The sequence below is a fragment of the Leisingera daeponensis genome (genome assembly GCF_019801465.1).
In the GTDB taxonomy this organism is placed as follows: Bacteria; Pseudomonadota; Alphaproteobacteria; order Rhodobacterales; family Rhodobacteraceae; genus Leisingera; species Leisingera daeponensis_A.
Genome location: NZ_JAHVJA010000002.1, coordinates 455,838 through 472,376 on the forward strand (window position 1 = coordinate 455,838; position 16,539 = coordinate 472,376).

General features: G+C 61.8%; 12 protein-coding genes. 9 read left to right on the plus strand and 3 right to left on the minus strand.

The window, feature by feature from the left end; genetic code table 11:
• Window positions 1–143: 143 nt before the first annotated feature.
• The gene (locus KUV26_RS06945; RefSeq protein ID WP_222504983.1) at window positions 144–392 is read right to left on the minus strand and encodes a hypothetical protein; all 249 of its coding nucleotides are present in this window, start codon (window positions 390–392) and stop codon (window positions 144–146) included.
• A gap of 692 nt (window positions 393–1,084) precedes the next feature.
• On the opposite strand from KUV26_RS06945, the gene KUV26_RS06950 reads away from it, so the two are divergent.
• The 5 genes from KUV26_RS06950 to KUV26_RS06970 all read left to right on the plus strand — a co-directional run bounded on the left by KUV26_RS06950 (window position 1,085) and on the right by KUV26_RS06970 (window position 7,910).
• Window positions 1,085–2,119: a UDP-glucuronic acid decarboxylase family protein gene (locus KUV26_RS06950; RefSeq protein WP_409996942.1), complete on the plus strand. Its 1,035-nt coding sequence runs from the start codon at window positions 1,085–1,087 to the stop codon at window positions 2,117–2,119.
• Window positions 2,119–3,138 carry a UDP-glucose 4-epimerase GalE gene (galE, locus tag KUV26_RS06955; protein ID WP_222507817.1) on the plus strand — a complete coding sequence of 340 codons (1,020 nt, stop codon included), beginning with the start codon at window positions 2,119–2,121 and terminating at the stop codon, window positions 3,136–3,138. The genes KUV26_RS06950 and galE overlap by 1 nt, the downstream gene beginning before the upstream one ends.
• Window positions 3,116–4,942, plus strand: coding sequence for a glycosyltransferase (locus KUV26_RS06960; protein ID WP_222507818.1), 1,827 nt, complete (start codon window positions 3,116–3,118; stop codon window positions 4,940–4,942). The genes galE and KUV26_RS06960 overlap by 23 nt, the downstream gene beginning before the upstream one ends.
• Window positions 4,943–4,945: 3 nt before the next feature.
• Window positions 4,946–5,854, plus strand: a complete 909-nt coding sequence (locus KUV26_RS06965; protein WP_222507819.1) for a glycoside hydrolase family 26 protein — start codon at window positions 4,946–4,948, stop codon at window positions 5,852–5,854.
• Window positions 5,855–6,617: 763 nt separating this feature from the next.
• Entirely contained in the window at window positions 6,618–7,910 is a 1,293-nt protein-coding gene (locus tag KUV26_RS06970) for an O-acetylhomoserine aminocarboxypropyltransferase/cysteine synthase family protein (RefSeq protein ID WP_222507820.1), read from the plus strand.
• Window positions 7,911–7,969: 59 nt separating this feature from the next.
• On the opposite strand, the gene KUV26_RS06975 is transcribed toward KUV26_RS06970, so the two are convergent.
• Window positions 7,970–8,689, minus strand: coding sequence for an SIMPL domain-containing protein (locus tag KUV26_RS06975; RefSeq protein ID WP_222507821.1), 720 nt, complete (start codon window positions 8,687–8,689; stop codon window positions 7,970–7,972).
• A gap of 177 nt (window positions 8,690–8,866) precedes the next feature.
• On the opposite strand from KUV26_RS06975, the gene KUV26_RS06980 reads away from it, so the two are divergent.
• Complete coding sequence (locus KUV26_RS06980) at window positions 8,867–11,362, plus strand: hypothetical protein (RefSeq protein ID WP_222507822.1); 2,496 nt, start codon at window positions 8,867–8,869, stop codon at window positions 11,360–11,362.
• 192 nt (window positions 11,363–11,554) lie between these two features.
• On the opposite strand, the gene hppD is transcribed toward KUV26_RS06980, so the two are convergent.
• Window positions 11,555–12,655, minus strand: coding sequence for a 4-hydroxyphenylpyruvate dioxygenase (hppD, locus tag KUV26_RS06985; RefSeq protein WP_222507823.1), 1,101 nt, complete (start codon window positions 12,653–12,655; stop codon window positions 11,555–11,557).
• Between the two features lie 151 nt (window positions 12,656–12,806).
• Here hppD and KUV26_RS06990 point away from each other — a divergent pair, with 151 nt between their 5' ends.
• The 3 genes from KUV26_RS06990 to KUV26_RS07000 all read left to right on the plus strand — a co-directional run bounded on the left by KUV26_RS06990 (window position 12,807) and on the right by KUV26_RS07000 (window position 16,530).
• Complete coding sequence (locus KUV26_RS06990; RefSeq protein WP_222507824.1) at window positions 12,807–13,262, plus strand: Lrp/AsnC family transcriptional regulator; 456 nt, start codon at window positions 12,807–12,809, stop codon at window positions 13,260–13,262.
• A gap of 67 nt (window positions 13,263–13,329) precedes the next feature.
• The gene (locus tag KUV26_RS06995) at window positions 13,330–14,550 is read left to right on the plus strand and encodes a PAS domain-containing protein (protein ID WP_222504992.1); all 1,221 of its coding nucleotides are present in this window, start codon (window positions 13,330–13,332) and stop codon (window positions 14,548–14,550) included.
• Window positions 14,551–14,637: 87 nt separating this feature from the next.
• Window positions 14,638–16,530 (plus strand): cation:proton antiporter, encoded by a 1,893-nt coding sequence (locus KUV26_RS07000; RefSeq protein WP_222504993.1) that lies wholly within the window; start codon window positions 14,638–14,640, stop codon window positions 16,528–16,530.
• The last annotated feature ends 9 nt before the right edge of the window (window positions 16,531–16,539 follow it).

Consider the following 16,539-nt stretch of genomic DNA (forward strand, 5'->3'; position numbering starts at 1 on the left):
CCGGCTTTTGCAGTGGCCGAAGCCGGGTCGATGCCGGCGCCGTCAGCCGGATCTAACTGGCCCCGCCCCCTGCAAAAGCCGGCGTTTACCGCCGCGAAGGCTTCAAGTTTTCAAGAGCCGGTGCACACTGCGCTGGAGGATGTTTACGCCTTGCATTCCCAAGCACGCTTGACCAGTCGGTCCTTGCGGTCGAACCAGTAATTCTGCTCATTCGCGCTCAGCCGGTCCGGGTTGCGGACAACCGCGTCTGCTTGGGCAATCGCTTGCGGCAATTCCCGGCACGGGTAGTACTCCGGCGGCGTGACCTCCTGCGCCTGCTCCCCCTCAAACTCTTCGCACCCTGTCAGAATTGTACCCGCCAAAGCGGCTGCAATAACACTCGTCAGTTTCATTTTAGACCCCTTTTGGTTCCTGGACTTTCCATTCTTTTGTTTCGTTACCAGTCAATCTGCACTTCCATTTGCCTCTCTCCTTTGCGGCACGTTTGGGTTTACACCGTCTGCAAGGGGAAACAGATCGTGCCGGTGGCATTTCCAATCCAGCTGGTGTGTTCTTTTAACAAGTCAAATCATATCTCAGCGGAATTGACGGGAATGCGTGACAGCTAAGAAGCAAAAGCATTCAAAAAAGTGTCCCAGCGTCAAACCGCTATTTTCCTGTTCCGCGCTGCTTGCGACCGCTGGACTGCAGTACACCCGCCTTCGGGCTGACGATAACGACAGCCTTCCGCGAAGCACCTCGGCAGCCCCCAACATACTCAACCTCATACAGAAATCGATGTGCAGACAAATGCTCTCCAGTTGATTGTTTTTTGCTTCGCCCCCATCGAAAGTGGTAGATCGGAACGATTAAGTATTAGCACGGCACCTAAAGCTTGATGGAACCCACCCTCCACCTATCGTTCATTTACGAGGCGGGCAGTGCATTAAACAAACAACGCAGATTATTTTGTCCGGGGACGCTGGTTAAACGCATTAAAGCAACGCCAGCAAACATCAGAAACTCCGCCGTACGCGGCGGCATTTCAGGGAACATCTTTCCCGACAACTTAATTGCGGTGCTGTACCAGATGGGGGTTGGGTACATGATACTGCCAAGTGGAAAAAGGCGTGCACAGCACGCGTCTGAAAAACCGTATGTGCCGATGCGCAAAACGGTTCTCGTCACCGGAGGGGCAGGGTTTCTCGGGTCGCAGCTTTGCGCCCGCAAGCTAGAGCAAGGCCACACAGTAATCTGCCTGGACAATCTGCAAACCGGCCGGATGCGCAATATCACACCGCTGATGTCGCACAGCCGTTTCCGCTTTGTCGAACATGACGTTGTCCGGCCTTACCAAATCGCCGGCCCTGTGCATCAGATTTTTAATCTGGCATGCCCGGCATCGCCGCCGAAGTACCAGCTGGACCCCATTCACACATTCAAGACCAGTGTAATGGGGGCCATGAATGCCCTGGAGCTTGCCCGCGAGAAAAGTGCCAAAGTGTTTCAGGCGTCCACGTCCGAAATCTATGGCGACCCCGAAATAAGCCCGCAGCCGGAATGCTACCGCGGCAGTGTCAACACATTCGGGCCGCGCGCCTGCTATGATGAAGGAAAGCGTGCCGCGGAAACGCTGTTCTATGATTACCACCACCGCTATGGCGTGCAAATCTCCATTGCCCGCATTTTCAACACCTACGGCCCCTTCATGGATCCGCAGGACGGCCGGGTGGTGTCCAATTTCATCAATCAGGCGCTGAGAGGCGAAGACATCACCGTGTACGGCAGCGGCGCGCAGACGCGGTCATTCTGCTATGCCGACGATCTGCTGGACGCGATCGAAGCCCTGATGGAGCTGAACGACCCCAGCCCTGCACCTGTGAACCTTGGGAATCCCGGCGAGTTCACTGTGCTGGAGCTAGCTGAAAAGGTTTGCAGGCTGACCGGAACCGGATCGCAGGTGGTGTTCAGGGATCTGCCGCAGGATGATCCGCAACAGCGCAAACCCGATATCAGCACGGCGGCAGCCAAACTGGGCTGGACCCCGAAGGTGCTGCTGGAAGACGGGCTGCAAATGACCATCCGCCATTTCCAGACAGAGATGGCCGAGCCTGACCAAATTTCCGCGGCGGCGCGCTGATGGCACGGCGTTTTCCCATACTCGTGACAGGCGGCGCCGGCTTCATCGGCAGCCACGCGTGCAAGGCTTTGCGGCAGGCGGGATATATGCCCGTCACCTTCGACAACCTCAGCACTGGACATGCGGATGCAGTCAAATGGGGGCCGCTTGTTCACGCCGACGTGCGCGACCAGGCGGCCCTGAGCACAGCCATCCGCAGCCACGGGATCAAGGCAGTGATGCATTTTGCTGCCTCCGCCTATGTCGGCGAGTCAGTGGCGCGCCCAGCATTCTACTACGACAACAATGCAGGCGGGATGATCTCCCTGATCAATGCCTGCCTGGACACCGGCGTGGATCAGATCGTGTTCTCCTCCAGTTGTGCGACCTATGGCAGCCCTGCGGGCGGCCCGATCCGCGAGGACACGCCCCAGGCACCGATCAACCCCTATGGCCGCAGCAAGCTGATGTGCGAGCAAATGCTGCGGGACTGCTCAGCTGCACATGGGCTGCGGTTTGCGGCGCTGCGCTATTTCAATGCCGCCGGCGCGGACCCGGAGGGCGAGCTGCGCGAACGGCACGATCCGGAAACCCATCTGCTGCCGCTGGCGTTGCAGGCGGCCTCCGGGCAGCGGGGGCCGCTGCAGGTTTTCGGGACGGACTACGCCACCAGAGACGGCAGTTGCGAACGGGACTACATCCATGTCAGCGATCTGGCCCGCGGCCATGTCCTGGCCGCGGATTACCTGGCGGCGGGCGGCAAAAGCTGCGCGCTGAACCTGGGCAGCGGCACCGGCCATACAATTTTTGAAGTCCTGGAAGCGATCCGCAGCGTAACGGGCAAGGCGGTACCGCATGATCTTGCCCCGCGCCGCGCCGGAGATCCGCCTTCGCTGACTGCGGACCCCGCCCTGGCGGAAAAAACACTGGGCTTCCGCACCGCCTGCTCCGGGCTTGAACAGATAATCAGGGACGCAGCACCGACGTTCGGGCTGCGCTCCCGGGAAGAGGCACGCAATGAGCGCCATGCAGCGGAATAACCGGGTTTCCGCCCGCCGCGACGCAGGCCTGGACTGGGCGGCAGCATCGGTTTTTGGCCTGTGGCTGCTGGCTGCCGGATACTTCTGGCACTGGTGGCTGCAGCCGGGCCATAACATCGGCACCGGACGTTACGCTGCCGTCTCGCTGGCCATCCTATGGCTCTACTTCCTGCTGGCTTATTTCATGGTGTTTTTCCTGAACGGCACCCGCCGCCGTCCGCGGCCTGCGCTGCAAGGCCCGCTCAGGGTGGCCATGATCACCACCAAGACACCCGCTGAACCGCTTACCGTGCTGCAAAAGACCCTGACCGCAATGCTGGCGCAAGCGCCGCCGCATGATACCTGGCTGGCCGATGAAGATCCGGACGAGGCAACCCGCGCCTGGTGCGCGGCGAATGGCGTCAGGATCTCCTCCCGCAAGGGGGTTGCTGACTACCACCGCAAGGAGTGGCCGCGCAGGACCCGCTGCAAGGAAGGCAATCTGGCCTATTTCTACGACCAGTACGGCTATGAAGCCTATGACATCGTGTCCCAGCTGGATGCCGATCACGTCCCGCAGCCTGGCTACCTGGAAGCGATCCTGAAAGGGTTTGACGACCCGGCTACGGGCTATGTCAGCGCCCCGTCGATCTGCTGCAGCAATGCTGGTCAAAGCTGGGCAGCGCGGATGCGGCTTTATGCTGAGGCACCGTTCCACGGCGGCATCCAGCTGGGCTACAGCGCCGGCTGGGCACCGATGTGCATCGGCTCGCACTATGCGGTGCGCACCCGCTCGCTGCGGCAGGCGGGCGGTCTGGGACCGGAGCTGGCCGAGGATCATTCCACCACGATGCTGATGAATTCCGCCGGCTGGCGGGGCACCCATGCTGCGGATGCCATCGCGCATGGCGCAGGCCCGGCTTGCATGGCGGATCTTGCCACTCAGGAGTTCCAGTGGTCGCGCAGCCTGACAACGCTGCTGCTGAACTATACACCGCGCTATCTGAAAGGGCTGCCGCCGCGGCTGCGGTTCCAGTTCCTGCTTTGCCAGCTGTGGTATCCGCTGTTCGCCGTGTTCATGGCCCTGATGTACCTGTTCCCAATTGCGGCGCTGCTGCTGGACATCCGCTTCGCCGGAGTGACATTCCTGGGCTTCGTTCTGCATGCGCTGCCATCAACCGCTGCAGTGATCCTGTTTGTCTATCTGATGCGGGCCCGCGACACACTCAGACCGTTTGACGCCAAGGTTCTCAGCTGGGAGCGCGCCCTGTTCCCCTGTGCGCAATGGCCCTGGGTTCTGCTCGGCTGCGGAATGGCCGTTGCGGACAGGCTGCGCGGAGGGTTCGTCGACTTCCGGGTAACGCCCAAAGGCGGCGGCACGGCGCCGCCGGTGCCGCTTCGGGTTCTCCTGCCCTACCTGCTGCTGGCCCTGGGAGCAGCCGTGCCTCCTCTTTTCGTGCAGGATCTGCAACAAGCCGCGGGCTTCGTCATCCTGAGCCTGATCAACGCCGCGGTTTACACCGTGCTGTTCGCCGTGATCGCCATTCAGCATCTGCGCGAAAACAAGCTGTCGCCTTTCGAATGGCCTGTGGCCTCCGCCTTTCAGGCAACGGCCAGCATGGTGCTTGCCACCGCCATAGCGGCAGCGCTTGGCAGTCAAGGCGCGCACAGCGTCTATGCACTGTCCCACGGCAGCGGTGTGTTCTCCCCGTACACCCCCAAATACATCGTGTCCGGTGCGGGTTTGGGGCCGCCGGGCACTGTTACTTACCAAGTGAACCTGGACTGGCCGGGAATGGCCTTGTTCCAGCAGAAGACGGAGTAGAAAATGTCCAAACCTAACCGGCACATCCTGATCGCTGCTGCGGTATCAGCCGTTTCCTTCGGCACCGCTCTTCAATCCTTCCCGCCGCCTCCGGGCGAGCTTCCCTTCGGGGTCTATGATCCAAATGGTGATTTTTCGGACGAGCAGAATGTCCAAGTCGAACACCTCTTCCTGCCGTGGGAGGACTTGTTCCTGGATTCTCTGGCTGAAGCTGACAAATACGCCAAGGAACGCAACCGCGAGGTTCTGGTCACGATCGAGCCCTGGACCTGGACGCGCGATGCCCGCAACACACCGGCGCGGCTGATCCACGGGATCAGGGACGGCGCCTATGATGGCAACATGGCCGCCATCTGCGAAGTGCTGAACCAGTTCGAAAGCAAAGTCACCGTCCGCTGGGCGCAAGAGATGGACGATGACAGCGGCCAGTTCATCTGGGCGCAGTGGCAACCTGAAACCTATATTTATGCCTATAAACGGATGATCGACATTTGCCGGGAAAAGGCGCCTGACATCCATGTCATGTGGTCGCCCCTCGGATACGAGAACCTGAACAAATACTATCCGGGCGATGACTATGTCGACATCATCGGCCTGTCTGTCTTCGGGCTGCAGCCCTGGGAACAGATCTACAAGGGCGGCGAGATGAGCTTTGATGATATCTTTGCCCCCCGGTATGAGCGGGTCAAGGACTACGGCAAACCTGTCATGGTGGCTGAGCTTGGCTATTCGGGAGACGAAGCTTACGTCGCACGGTGGGAGCAGACCGTCCGACAGGACAAAAGCGCTTACCCGGCCCTGACCGGCGTCGTCTATTTCAACCAGCAGGAAGTGTATCCTTGGCCCGACGGATTCGGTCTCCCGGATTGGCGGGTGGAAAATCGAATCCGCGTCGATACCGCAGGAAACTAGTGCCGGACCCGGCCTGAAGCGGGCACCTCGCCCGGTCACATCCAACCCGGCCTGCGACTGCAGACCTGGCCAAGAACCCCTTGATTCCAAGGCTCTTTATCTGTGCGACGCCGCACAGAACAGGGCATTTTAGGCAGATTTCCGCACAGACGCGTTGAAAAAAAGCACTATTGCACCTAAAAAGCACGTGCTGTGCGGCCCGCACAGCGCGTAACAAGGCTGTTTGGCTGCCGCATGCCGTTCCGGCATTAAAGAGCTGCCTGGAGCCGGTGAGGACGAGGTGCAGTTTATGTGCGCAGTATCTGCGGCGAACCGGCTTGTGCCGGCTATTCATTATTCCGTCAAATGTCTCAGCGGCGCGCTTCTCGGCTTCGCTCTGTGCCTGAGCGGCGTCAGTGCGCAGGAAAACGCCCCCGCCGCCGGAGAAACGGTTCTGGCTAAGGGGACATACATTTGCTCCCCCAGCGGTTTCGGTCAAAAGTCCAGATGCTACCGCCGGTAGCTACTGCTTCATCCTTTCCGGGGCAAGCCCCGGACCTGAACCCGGCAAAATTAGCCTAAAGGAAACCGCCGACCGGCCAGTCGGCCGTTCCTTAGGTTCCGGCAATGTCACTCTCCATTAAGTACCGCATCCGGTTTCCTCCGGAGATCTCGAAGCGCGGCAGGTCAGAAGCCTTTCGCTGCGGCATTCGCGCGATTGCCTTCCGGGCGCCGCCATGCTGTGGTGCGCGCGGAATAAAAGACCTTTCAGGGAGACATACTGATGACCGACGCCCCGTCTTATGGGTTTGACACCTTGCAGATCCACGCCGGCGCCAAGCCGGACCCGGCTACCGGTGCGCGCCAGACACCGATCTACCAAAGCACAGCCTACGTCTTCCGCGATGCTGAACATGCCGCTGCCCTGTTCAACCTGCAGGAGGTCGGCTTCATCTACTCGCGCCTGACCAATCCCACGGTCGCGGTGCTGCAGGAGAGGCTTGCCACCCTCGAGGGCGGCGTTGGCGCAGTCTGCTGCTCCTCCGGCCATGCGGCGCAGATCATGGCCCTGTTCCCGCTAATGGCTCCGGGCTGCAATGTCGTGGCCTCGACCCGACTCTACGGCGGCACGGTCACCCAGTTCAGCCAGACCATCAAGCGCTTTGGCTGGTCGGCGAAATTCGTCGACACCGATGATCTGGAGGCGGTGAAGGCCGCAATCGACGAAAACACCCGCGCGGTGTTCTGCGAATCCGTGGCCAACCCCGGCGGCTATGTGACCGATATCCGTTCGCTGGCTGATATCACCGACGCCGCCGGCATTCCGCTGATTGTCGACAACACCTCCGCCACCCCCTACCTGTGCCGCCCGATCGAGCATGGCGCAACGCTGGTGGTGCATTCCACCACCAAATACCTGACCGGCAACGGCACCGTGACCGGCGGCTGCATTGTCGACAGCGGCAAGTTCGACTGGTCGGCGAATGATAAGTTTCCGTCTCTGTCGGAACCGGAGACCGCCTATCACGGGCTTAAATTCCACGAAACCTTTGGCCCGCTGGCCTTCACTTTCCACGGCATCGCCATCGGGCTGCGCGACTTGGGCATGACGATGAACCCGCAAGCGGCGCATTACACGCTGATGGGGATCGAAACCCTGTCCCTGCGCATGCAGCGGCATTGCGAGAACGCCCGCAAGGTGGCGGAATGGCTCGAGAATGATGACCGCGTCGACTACGTGACCTATGCCGGGCTGCCCTCCTCGCCCTACTACGAGCGCGCCCAGGCTTGCTATCCCAAGGGTACCGGCGGGTTGTTCACCTTTGCGGTGAAGGGCGGCTATGACGCCTGCATCAAGCTGGTGGATTCCCTGGAGATCTTCAGCCATGTGGCCAACCTTGGCGACACCCGCTCGCTGATCATCCACTCGGCCTCGACCACCCACCGCCAGCTGACCCCGGAGCAGCAGGAAGCCGCGGGGGCAAGCCCAAATGTGGTGCGGGTGTCGATCGGCATCGAGGACGCAGACGACCTGATCCGCGATCTGGACCAGGCACTGGCCAAGGCCTGCGGCTGACCCGCCGAAGGCTAAAGAATGGAAAGGCCGGGCACACTGCCCGGCCTTGTTCGCCGCATCTATTCGCCGCCCGGCACCGCCATGTCGAACACCACCGAGACATTGTGCGTGAACGTCAGCTCGCCGGCTTCAATTGGCATCGCGTCGCTGCGCGCCATCTCCATTGCCATCATCGGACGGCCACCGCCGCCGCCATGTTCGGAAATCGAGCGCACCGGACCCAATTCCATACCCGCAGCCTCTGCCAGCTGCTGCGCCTTGCGCATGGCATCCTTCACCGCTTCGCCGCGGATCCGGTCGGCAACTGCTGACGGATCAGTGACGCCAAAGCTCAGCCCTTGGAAGTTGTTGGCCCCGGCCCTCAGAACCGTATCGAGCACCGGCCCCAGCTCGCTAAGGTCTCGGACCCGCACCATCAGCGTGTTCGAGGCCTCAAAACCGGTAATCTCGCGCCGCGCTCCGTTGTCATGGGAACGATCCTGCGACCAGACCGGGTGCATGGAAATCTGCTGGGTCTGCATGTCCGCGGCCGCAATGCCTGCATCCTTCAGGCGCGCAATCACCGCCTGCATATCCTCTGACACCGACGCCATGGCGGCAGCGGCTTCTTCCGCCTCTTCGGTCACGCCAAGAGTGATGGTCGCCAGTTCCGGCGCCACTTGCAGCGTGCCTTCACCGGTAACCGTGATCTGGCGCGGATGCGCCGCCTCGCTGGCTGCCTGGGTGCCTGCACTCATCGACAGCATCAGTGCGGCTGCCAGCAGTTTCTTTGCCTTCATGCTCAAAAGCTCCTTTTCCGAATGCCTCTTAGATGGGGACGGCAAACCGCCGCCCGCAAGCCCCGCTGCCAGTCTTTTCCTTTAACTCGGCAGGTTCCTGCTTTAAGGTTCGCGGCAAACACCGGGTGCATCCAGACGTCCCCGGGCAGTATGGATTTGGATGGTTTGACCCGAAGCATGAAACCGGCCTTTGCTCTTTCTCTTTCCGCTGATGGCATTTCACTGCTTTACCGTGCCAAGGACGGCTGGCGGAGCGTTGGCAGCACGCCGTTCGACACCGGAGATCTGCCTTCCGCGCTGGCTGAAATGCGTGCGGATGCGCAGAAGCTGGCACCTGGCGGGGTCTACTCAAAGCTGATCCTGCCGAACGACCAGATCCGCTATCTAAGTGTTGAAACCGGCGACCTGCCCGCGGGCGAGCGGATTGACGCGGCGCGCCGGGCGCTGGAAGGCGCAACCCCTTACACAGTGGACCAGCTTGCCTTCGACATTTGCGCCAGCGGCAGCGTCACCCATGTGGCAGCGGTGGCACTGGAAACTCTGGACGAGGCAGAAACTTTTGCGGTCGAGCACGGCTTCGGGCCGGTCAGTTTCGTCGCTGCGCCGGAAGAGAGCGGCTTTCAAGGAGAGCCCTTCTTTGGCACCACGCGGGCGATCCGAGGCACCGAGGTTGAACCTGATAATGCTGCAATAAAGGTAATTGGCCCAGTACAGCTGCCGGAGCCCGCAGCCAAAGGCAGGTCCGGGGACAAGCAGCCTGCCCCTCAGGATCCCTCCGAGGCTCAGACCGCTGACCAGTCTGATGCCCCGGCGCCTGCGGGCGGGCAGACGCAGGAAACTCCTGCACGCCCCGCAAAGCCGGAACAGCCGCAGCCCCTGAGCGACGACGCCCCGGCAGCGCGTGAAAAGGCGGCCCCCGCTCCACATCCAGCGACCCTGCCGCCGGCGACACCCGCTGCTGCCAAGCCCGTGAAGGAAACAGCGCAGCCGAAGGATGTACAGGAAGAAAGCCGCCCGGCACCGGAGCCTGGACAGAAAGACCGAGGCGCCTCTCCTGCCCCTGCAGCTCCGCCCGCGGAGCAATCCGCCCCAGCCCCGCTTGCGGCCAGCAACACGACTGCCGAACCCGGAGCAGCGAAACCGCTTGGTGCAGCAATCGATAGCACCGCAAAAGAAACAGCCGGGGCGCCGAGGAAGATCCCGCCAGCTCCGGCGGCCTTGCGGGAGGCTTCGCCTGCGGTTGCCGCACCACCGCCGGGCACGGCTGCGCAGAGCAAGAAAACGCCCGCAAGCAAGCCGCGCTACCTTGGCGTCGCCCTGACAGCGTTGCTGCTGCTGTTCCTTGCCGCTGCGGCTGTCTGGGCCCTGCTTAGCGAGGATGGTTTCTTTGCCGCCCAACCGGCGGCAGACGCAAACCGCTCTCCTGCGGCATCCGTTAGCACTGGGGACACCCAGGCGGGCGGGTCAGCTGAAGCACCGTCCTCCGGAACAGAAAGCCCGGCGGACGCGATCGCCCCGCAAGTCAGTGCCTTGGCGGATCTGCCTGATCCGGGCCTGGGAAGCGCCCCCGCGGTGTCCGGAGCAGACGGCGCAGAGGCCGACCCCACGGCGGAAGACGAGGCTGCAGCCGATGGGATAGACCTGCCGGAGGAAGGCACCGGCGCGGCGTTTCTGGATTTTAAAGCATTGCAGCCCGGCTCGGTTCCGGACCCGCTTCCGGTGCCGCTGGATGAACTGGCTCAGGCGGCACGATACGCGGCAACCGGTGTCTGGCCGGTGGCCCCCGAAATGGACGAACTTCCCGCCGTTCCCGGCTTGGACGAGCTGTACACGGCCTCTGTTGACCGCACCGAAATCGCGGCCGACGCCGTGGCGCTTCCGCAGCCGGAATCCTTCGCCAAGGATGAAACTCCCGGGGCCATCGCCTCGCCCGCTGCTGCCGGTGCGGCCTTTGAACTGGACGCCCGCGGCCTGGTCAAGGCTACCCCGGAAGGGACCCTGAACCCAGATGGCATCACCGTCTATCTGGGCCGCCCCAGGAAGGTGCCGCCGCCAGCCCCAGAACGCAGCGATCCGGCAGCCGAGGCACTGGCAGAGGAAGTGGCACGCAATCAGGTGCTTTCACGCAAACGGCCCAAGGCGCGTCCTGAGGATCTTGCGGAACAGGTTGAACGAGCTCAGAACGGCGGCCTCAGCCGCGCCGAGCTGGCCAGTTTGCGACCGCGCAAGCGGCCAGCCAGCCTGAAGCCCGCGGAGGAGGAAGAGCTGCCCGCCACGGCGCAGGCTATCGCGTCTTCGGTTGTGCCGCGCGGCCGTCCGGCCAATTTCGCCAATCTGGTCGACCGCGCCCGCCGCAACGCGCAGAATCAGGTGCAGACCGCCGCTGCCGTGCCTGCCGCCGCGGCCGCAGCACCGCCGCGCATTCCGACAAGCGCCTCCGTCGCCCGCCGCGCCACCGTCAACAACGCCCTCAACCTCCGCAAGCTGAACCTGATCGGCGTTTTCGGCACGGCTTCCAACCGCCGCGCGCTGGTGCGGCTGCCATCCGGCCGCTACAAGAAGGTGCAGGTCGGAGACCGCATCGACGGCGGCCGCGTGATTGCTATCGGCGAAAGCCAGCTGCAATATCAGAAGGGCGGCCGGAACCGCACCCTGACGATGCCCAAGAGCTAAACAGCCGTACAGCGATCAGCACCCCTGCCGCCGGTCAGGCAACCAGGTGCCGCCTGTCATTGGCGCAGACGGCTTTGCAAGCGGAACCATCTTTGTCTTCCATCTTGCCCGTGCCAGCACCGACTGGAAAAAAGCCGGGCCCGCATGGCAGGCCCGGCGCAGTCCGGTTCATTTCCCGGCAATCAATAGGGCTTATTCGGCGGCCTGGATTTCGCCGCTTTCAATCTGCTCGCGTTCGATAGATTCAAACAGCGCCTTGAAGTTCCCCTCTCCAAAGCCGTCATCACCCTTGCGCTGGATGAATTCGAAGAAGATCGGCCCGATCACGGTCTTCGAGAAGATCTGCAGCAGGATCTTGGTTTCGCCGCCGTCGACCACGCCCTCACCGTCGATCAGGATGCCGTGTTTCTTCATCCGGTCCAGCGGCTCATCATGGCCCGCCACGCGGTCGTGGCTCAGGTCGTAATAGGTCTCCGGGGGGGCTGGCATGAACTGGATGCCTCGCTCCGAGATCTCGTCGGTCGAGTCATAGATGTTCTCGGTGCCGACGGCGATGTGCTGAATGCCCTCGCCCTTGTATTTCTTCAGGTAGGAGACGATCTGCCCGGTCTCGCCGCGGTCCTCGTTGATCGGGATCCGGATGCGGCCGCAGGGCGAGGTCAGCGCGCGGCTCAGCAGGCCTGTGTACTTGCCTTCGATGTCAAAAAAACGGATCTCCTTGAAGTTGAACAGTTCGCCGTAGAACTTGAACCACTTGTCCATATTGCCCTTGTAGACATTATGGGTCAGGTGATCGAGGTAGTAGAAGCCAACGCCGCGCGGCTTTGACTGCTTCAGCCATTCGAACTCCTCGTTGTAGGGCGAGGTGTCGTAATACTGATCGATGAAGTAGATCAGTGAACCGCCGATGCCTTTGATCGCCGGCACGTCCATGGTCTTGTCTTCGCCTTCATAGGCCTCGGCGCCCTTGGCGACGGCATGCTCGAACGCTTTCTGCGCATCCGCCACACGCCAGCCCATCGACGGGGCGCAGGGTCCATGCTCTGCGACGAACTTTTCGGCGAAGCTGCCAGTTTCCGCATTCAAAATGTAAGTGATGTCGCCTTGCTGCCACAGCTCAATGCCGGTCTTCTGTTTATGGCGGCCAACCAGCTCATACCCCATCCGGGTGAACAGGTCCCGCAGCTCCTGCGGTTCCGGACTGGCGAATTCAACGAACTCAAAACCGTCAGTGCCGGCAGGGTTTTCTGGGGTGATTACGGACTTCGGGGCGTTATGCGGGAAAGGACCCATTACGCGTCTCCTTCATGTCATGCGGGACAATGTGATTTGCTGCATCAAGAATACTCCAAATCCTCCGCAGCTTTTCCGCATAGTTTCGCGCCCAACACTTGAAATACACGCAATATTTGCACCATTTTGGTAAAAAAGGATAAAATCACGCATGCTTGATCCGACTGACACCAAACTGCTCGCAGCCCTTCAAAAGAATGCCCACCTCACGGCGCAGGAACTGGGCGAAATCCTCAACCTGTCCCCCAGCCAGGCCGGGCGGCGGCGGCAGAGGCTGGAAACGGAGGGCTATATCGAAGGCTATGCAGCCCGGCTGAACCCGGCCAAGCTCGGGCTCGCGGTGCAGGGTTTCGTGCAGGTGCACCTGGCCAGCCATGGGCCGGAGCAGTCCAAGGGGTTTGCCCGCCTGGTGGCCAGCCAGCCGGAGATCACCTCGGCGTGGACGATGACCGGCGAGGCCGATTACCTGCTGCGCGTCTACTGCACGGACCTGCAAGCGCTGAACACGCTTATACACGAGATTCTGCTGCCCCATCCCGGCGTCTCGAGGGTCCAGAGCCAGATCGTCATGGCACAATTAAAACGCGACGCACCGCTGCCGACTTAACCAAGCAGGAAGGATTTTGGCTTAAAGATGCAGCAACGAATGCTGTAACCCAAAGTGGAAATGTTCCGTGTCCTTTGTCGACCGCCGTGTTGAAACCCGCCCAACCAGCGGCGAGGCGCCGTTTGGCCTGAACGAGGTTTTCTTTTCCAGAACCGACAGCCGCGGGGTGATCCAGGCCGGGAACTATGTTTTCCGCCGCGTCGGCGCCTACTCCTGGGAGGAGCTGATCGGGGCGCCGCACAAGGTGATCCGCCACCCGGACATGCCCAAGGGGGTGTTTTCGCTGTTCTGGGAAACCATCCAGCGCGGCGAGAGCATTGGCGCCTACGTCAAGAACAAGGCCAAGGACGGCCTGTACTATTGGGTCTTCGCCGTGGTGATGCCTTGCCAGGACGGCTACCTGTCCGCCCGCATCAAGCCCAGCAGCAAGCTGTTCGATGAGGTGCGCGGCCTCTACACGAAAATGTTGAAGCGCGAAAAGGACGAGGACATAAAGCCGGAGGACAGCGCGCAAGACCTGCTCGACTGGCTGAACAGCCAGGGGTACGAGGACTACCACCAGTTTGCCGCCCATGCTCTCAGCCAGGAGCTCATCGCGCGCGACAAGGGGCTGGGCAACCAGCAGAACGCCCGGATCCAGGAGCTTTCCGGCATGCTGCAGGATGCCGAAAAGCTGGCGGAGGAAACCGATGGCCTGATCGCCGATTTCGATGCCATGCACACTATTCCGCATAACCTGCGGGTGCTGGCCTCGCGCATCGAACCCTCTGGCGGGCCGGTTACCGTGCTGTCGCAGAACTACGGCGCCATGTCGCGGCAGATGTCGGACTGGTTCGGCGCCCATGTAATGGGCGAGAACAGCAACTTCGCCAAGATCAAATCCTCGGTGAATGACAGCCTGTTTGTCGAAGGCATGGCGCGCATCCTGGCCGAATGCGACATTCAGCTGCAAAAGGAACGCCGCGAGCTGGGCAACCTCGATATGGAGGCTGAGCGCAGTATTCTGAGCGAACTGGTGAAGGAGCAAACCAAGCGCTCGGAGGAAGGCATGCGGGAAGTGGACGGTGAAGCCGTGCGCATCACCAATGCCTGCCAGATCATGCACCGGCATTTCCTGGGCCTCAGCTCCACTCGCGTCCTGCTCAAGATCGAAAGCGCGCGGCTCACCGATTCCGGCGAAACACTGGCTGACATTATCGACCAGCTCGGCGGCTTTCAGGAACGGATCTCCCGGCGGCTGGACCGGATCGGCAAGCTCAGCGAAGACATCCGCATGCTCGAACAGTAGGCGCTGCAGGCGCCCTATTGCCGCAATCACCCGCCCCGCGCTGCAAAGCCATTGCCAAGGCCGGGGCAGGCTTGCGATACCTGTTTTATGGAAGAGTTTTTCTATCAGGCAACAATTTACCTCGGCGCCGCGGTCATCGCGGTGCCCCTGGCGGCACGTCTCGGCCTGGGCTCGGTGCTGGGGTATCTCGCGGCCGGCATTGCCATTGGCCCGGTGCTGGGCCTGACCGGCGCCGAAACTGAGGATCTGCGCCATTTTGCAGAATTCGGCGTGGTGATGATGCTGTTCCTGATCGGGCTGGAACTGGAGCCGCGCGCGCTTTGGGCGATGCGGGACAAGCTGATCGGGCTGGGCGGCATGCAGGTGTCAGCCTCCACCGTTGTCCTGATGGGCGCCGCAATGGCGATGGGCCAGCCTTGGCATGTCAGCCTGGCAGTGGGGCTGGCGCTGTCGCTGTCCTCCACCGCGATTGTACTGCAGACGCTGTCGGAGAAGGGGCTGATGCGAACCGGCGGAGGCCGGGCCGCCTTCTCGGTGCTGCTGACTCAGGATATTGCAGTGATCCCGATCCTCGCTTTCCTGCCGCTTCTGGGCACCTATGCCATTCCGCAGTTCGCCGCTGACGGTTCGATCAGCCGTGAAGGCGCAGGCGGCCATGGCGGCGGCCACGGTTCGCTGTCTCTGGTCGACGGGCTGCCGGGCTGGGCGGTGGCGCTGGTCACGCTGGCTGCGATCGCCTTCATCATTCTGGCAGGCATCTACCTGACCCGCCCACTGTTCCGTTTCATACACGCCTCCAACCTGCGGGAGATGTACACCGCGCTGGCGCTGATGATCGTGGTCGGCATTTCCTTCGTAATGACCCTGGTTGGCCTGTCGCCGGCGCTTGGCGCGTTTCTGGCGGGCGTGGTTCTGGCCAACTCGGAATTCCGTCACGAGATGGAAAGCGACCTCAACCCTTTCAAGGGGCTTTTGCTGGGGCTGTTCTTCATCACCGTGGGGGCCGGCATCGATTACCGCCAGTTCCTGGCGGACCCCGGCGACCTGATCGGCCTTGCGCTGCTGGTGATTTTTGCCAAGGGCGCTGTGCTGTTCATTGTCGGACGCGCCTTTGGCCTGCGCCGCCGCCGCCTGTGGCTGTTCACCCTCAGCCTGGCACAGGCAGGGGAGTTCGGGTTCGTGCTGCTGGCTTTCTCCACCCAGCTCAATGTCCTGCCTGCGGCGCTGTCAGAGAAGCTGCTGCTGGTGATCGCGTTGTCGATGCTGATCACTCCGCTGCTGTTCATTGCCTATGACCTCCTGTCCAAGCGCATGGGCGAGCCCCTGCAGGAACCCGAACCGGATGAGATTGACGAGGAAGGCCCGGTGATCATTGCGGGCATCGGACGGTTCGGACAGATCGTCAACCGGCTGGTGCAGGCAAGCGGCTTCAAGACGGTGGTGCTGGACCACGATATGGAGGCGGTGCAGCTGATGCGCCGTTTCGGAGTCAAAAGCTTTCTAGGCGATCCGACCCGGCCGGAACTGCTGAAAGCCGCAGGGATTGCCAAGGCCAAGGTGTTTGTTGTGGCGCTGGATGACCCTGAGGGCGTGGTCAAGATGGTATCCTATGTGCGCCGGGCCTATCCGGATCTGCACATCATCGCCCGCGCCAAGGACCGCAACCACGTCTATGAACTGTACCAGGCCGGCGCCGATGACATCGTCCGCGAACTTTTTGACAGCTCGGTGCGCGCCGGGCGCTATGTGCTGGAGAACGTCGGCCTAAGCGAATATGAGGCCGCGCAGGCCGCGCAAACGTTCTACAACCACGACCGCCAGAACCTGCGCGATCTGGCGCAGCATTGGATTCCCGGCGTTCCTGCCAGCCAGAATCCAGCATACATAGAACGTGCGCAAGAGCTGGAAAAAGCAATTGAAAGCGCAATTTTTGAGATGGCCGAGCGCAAGCGCAAGAGGTCCTCTGAAGCCGCAGAATGAAAAAGCCCC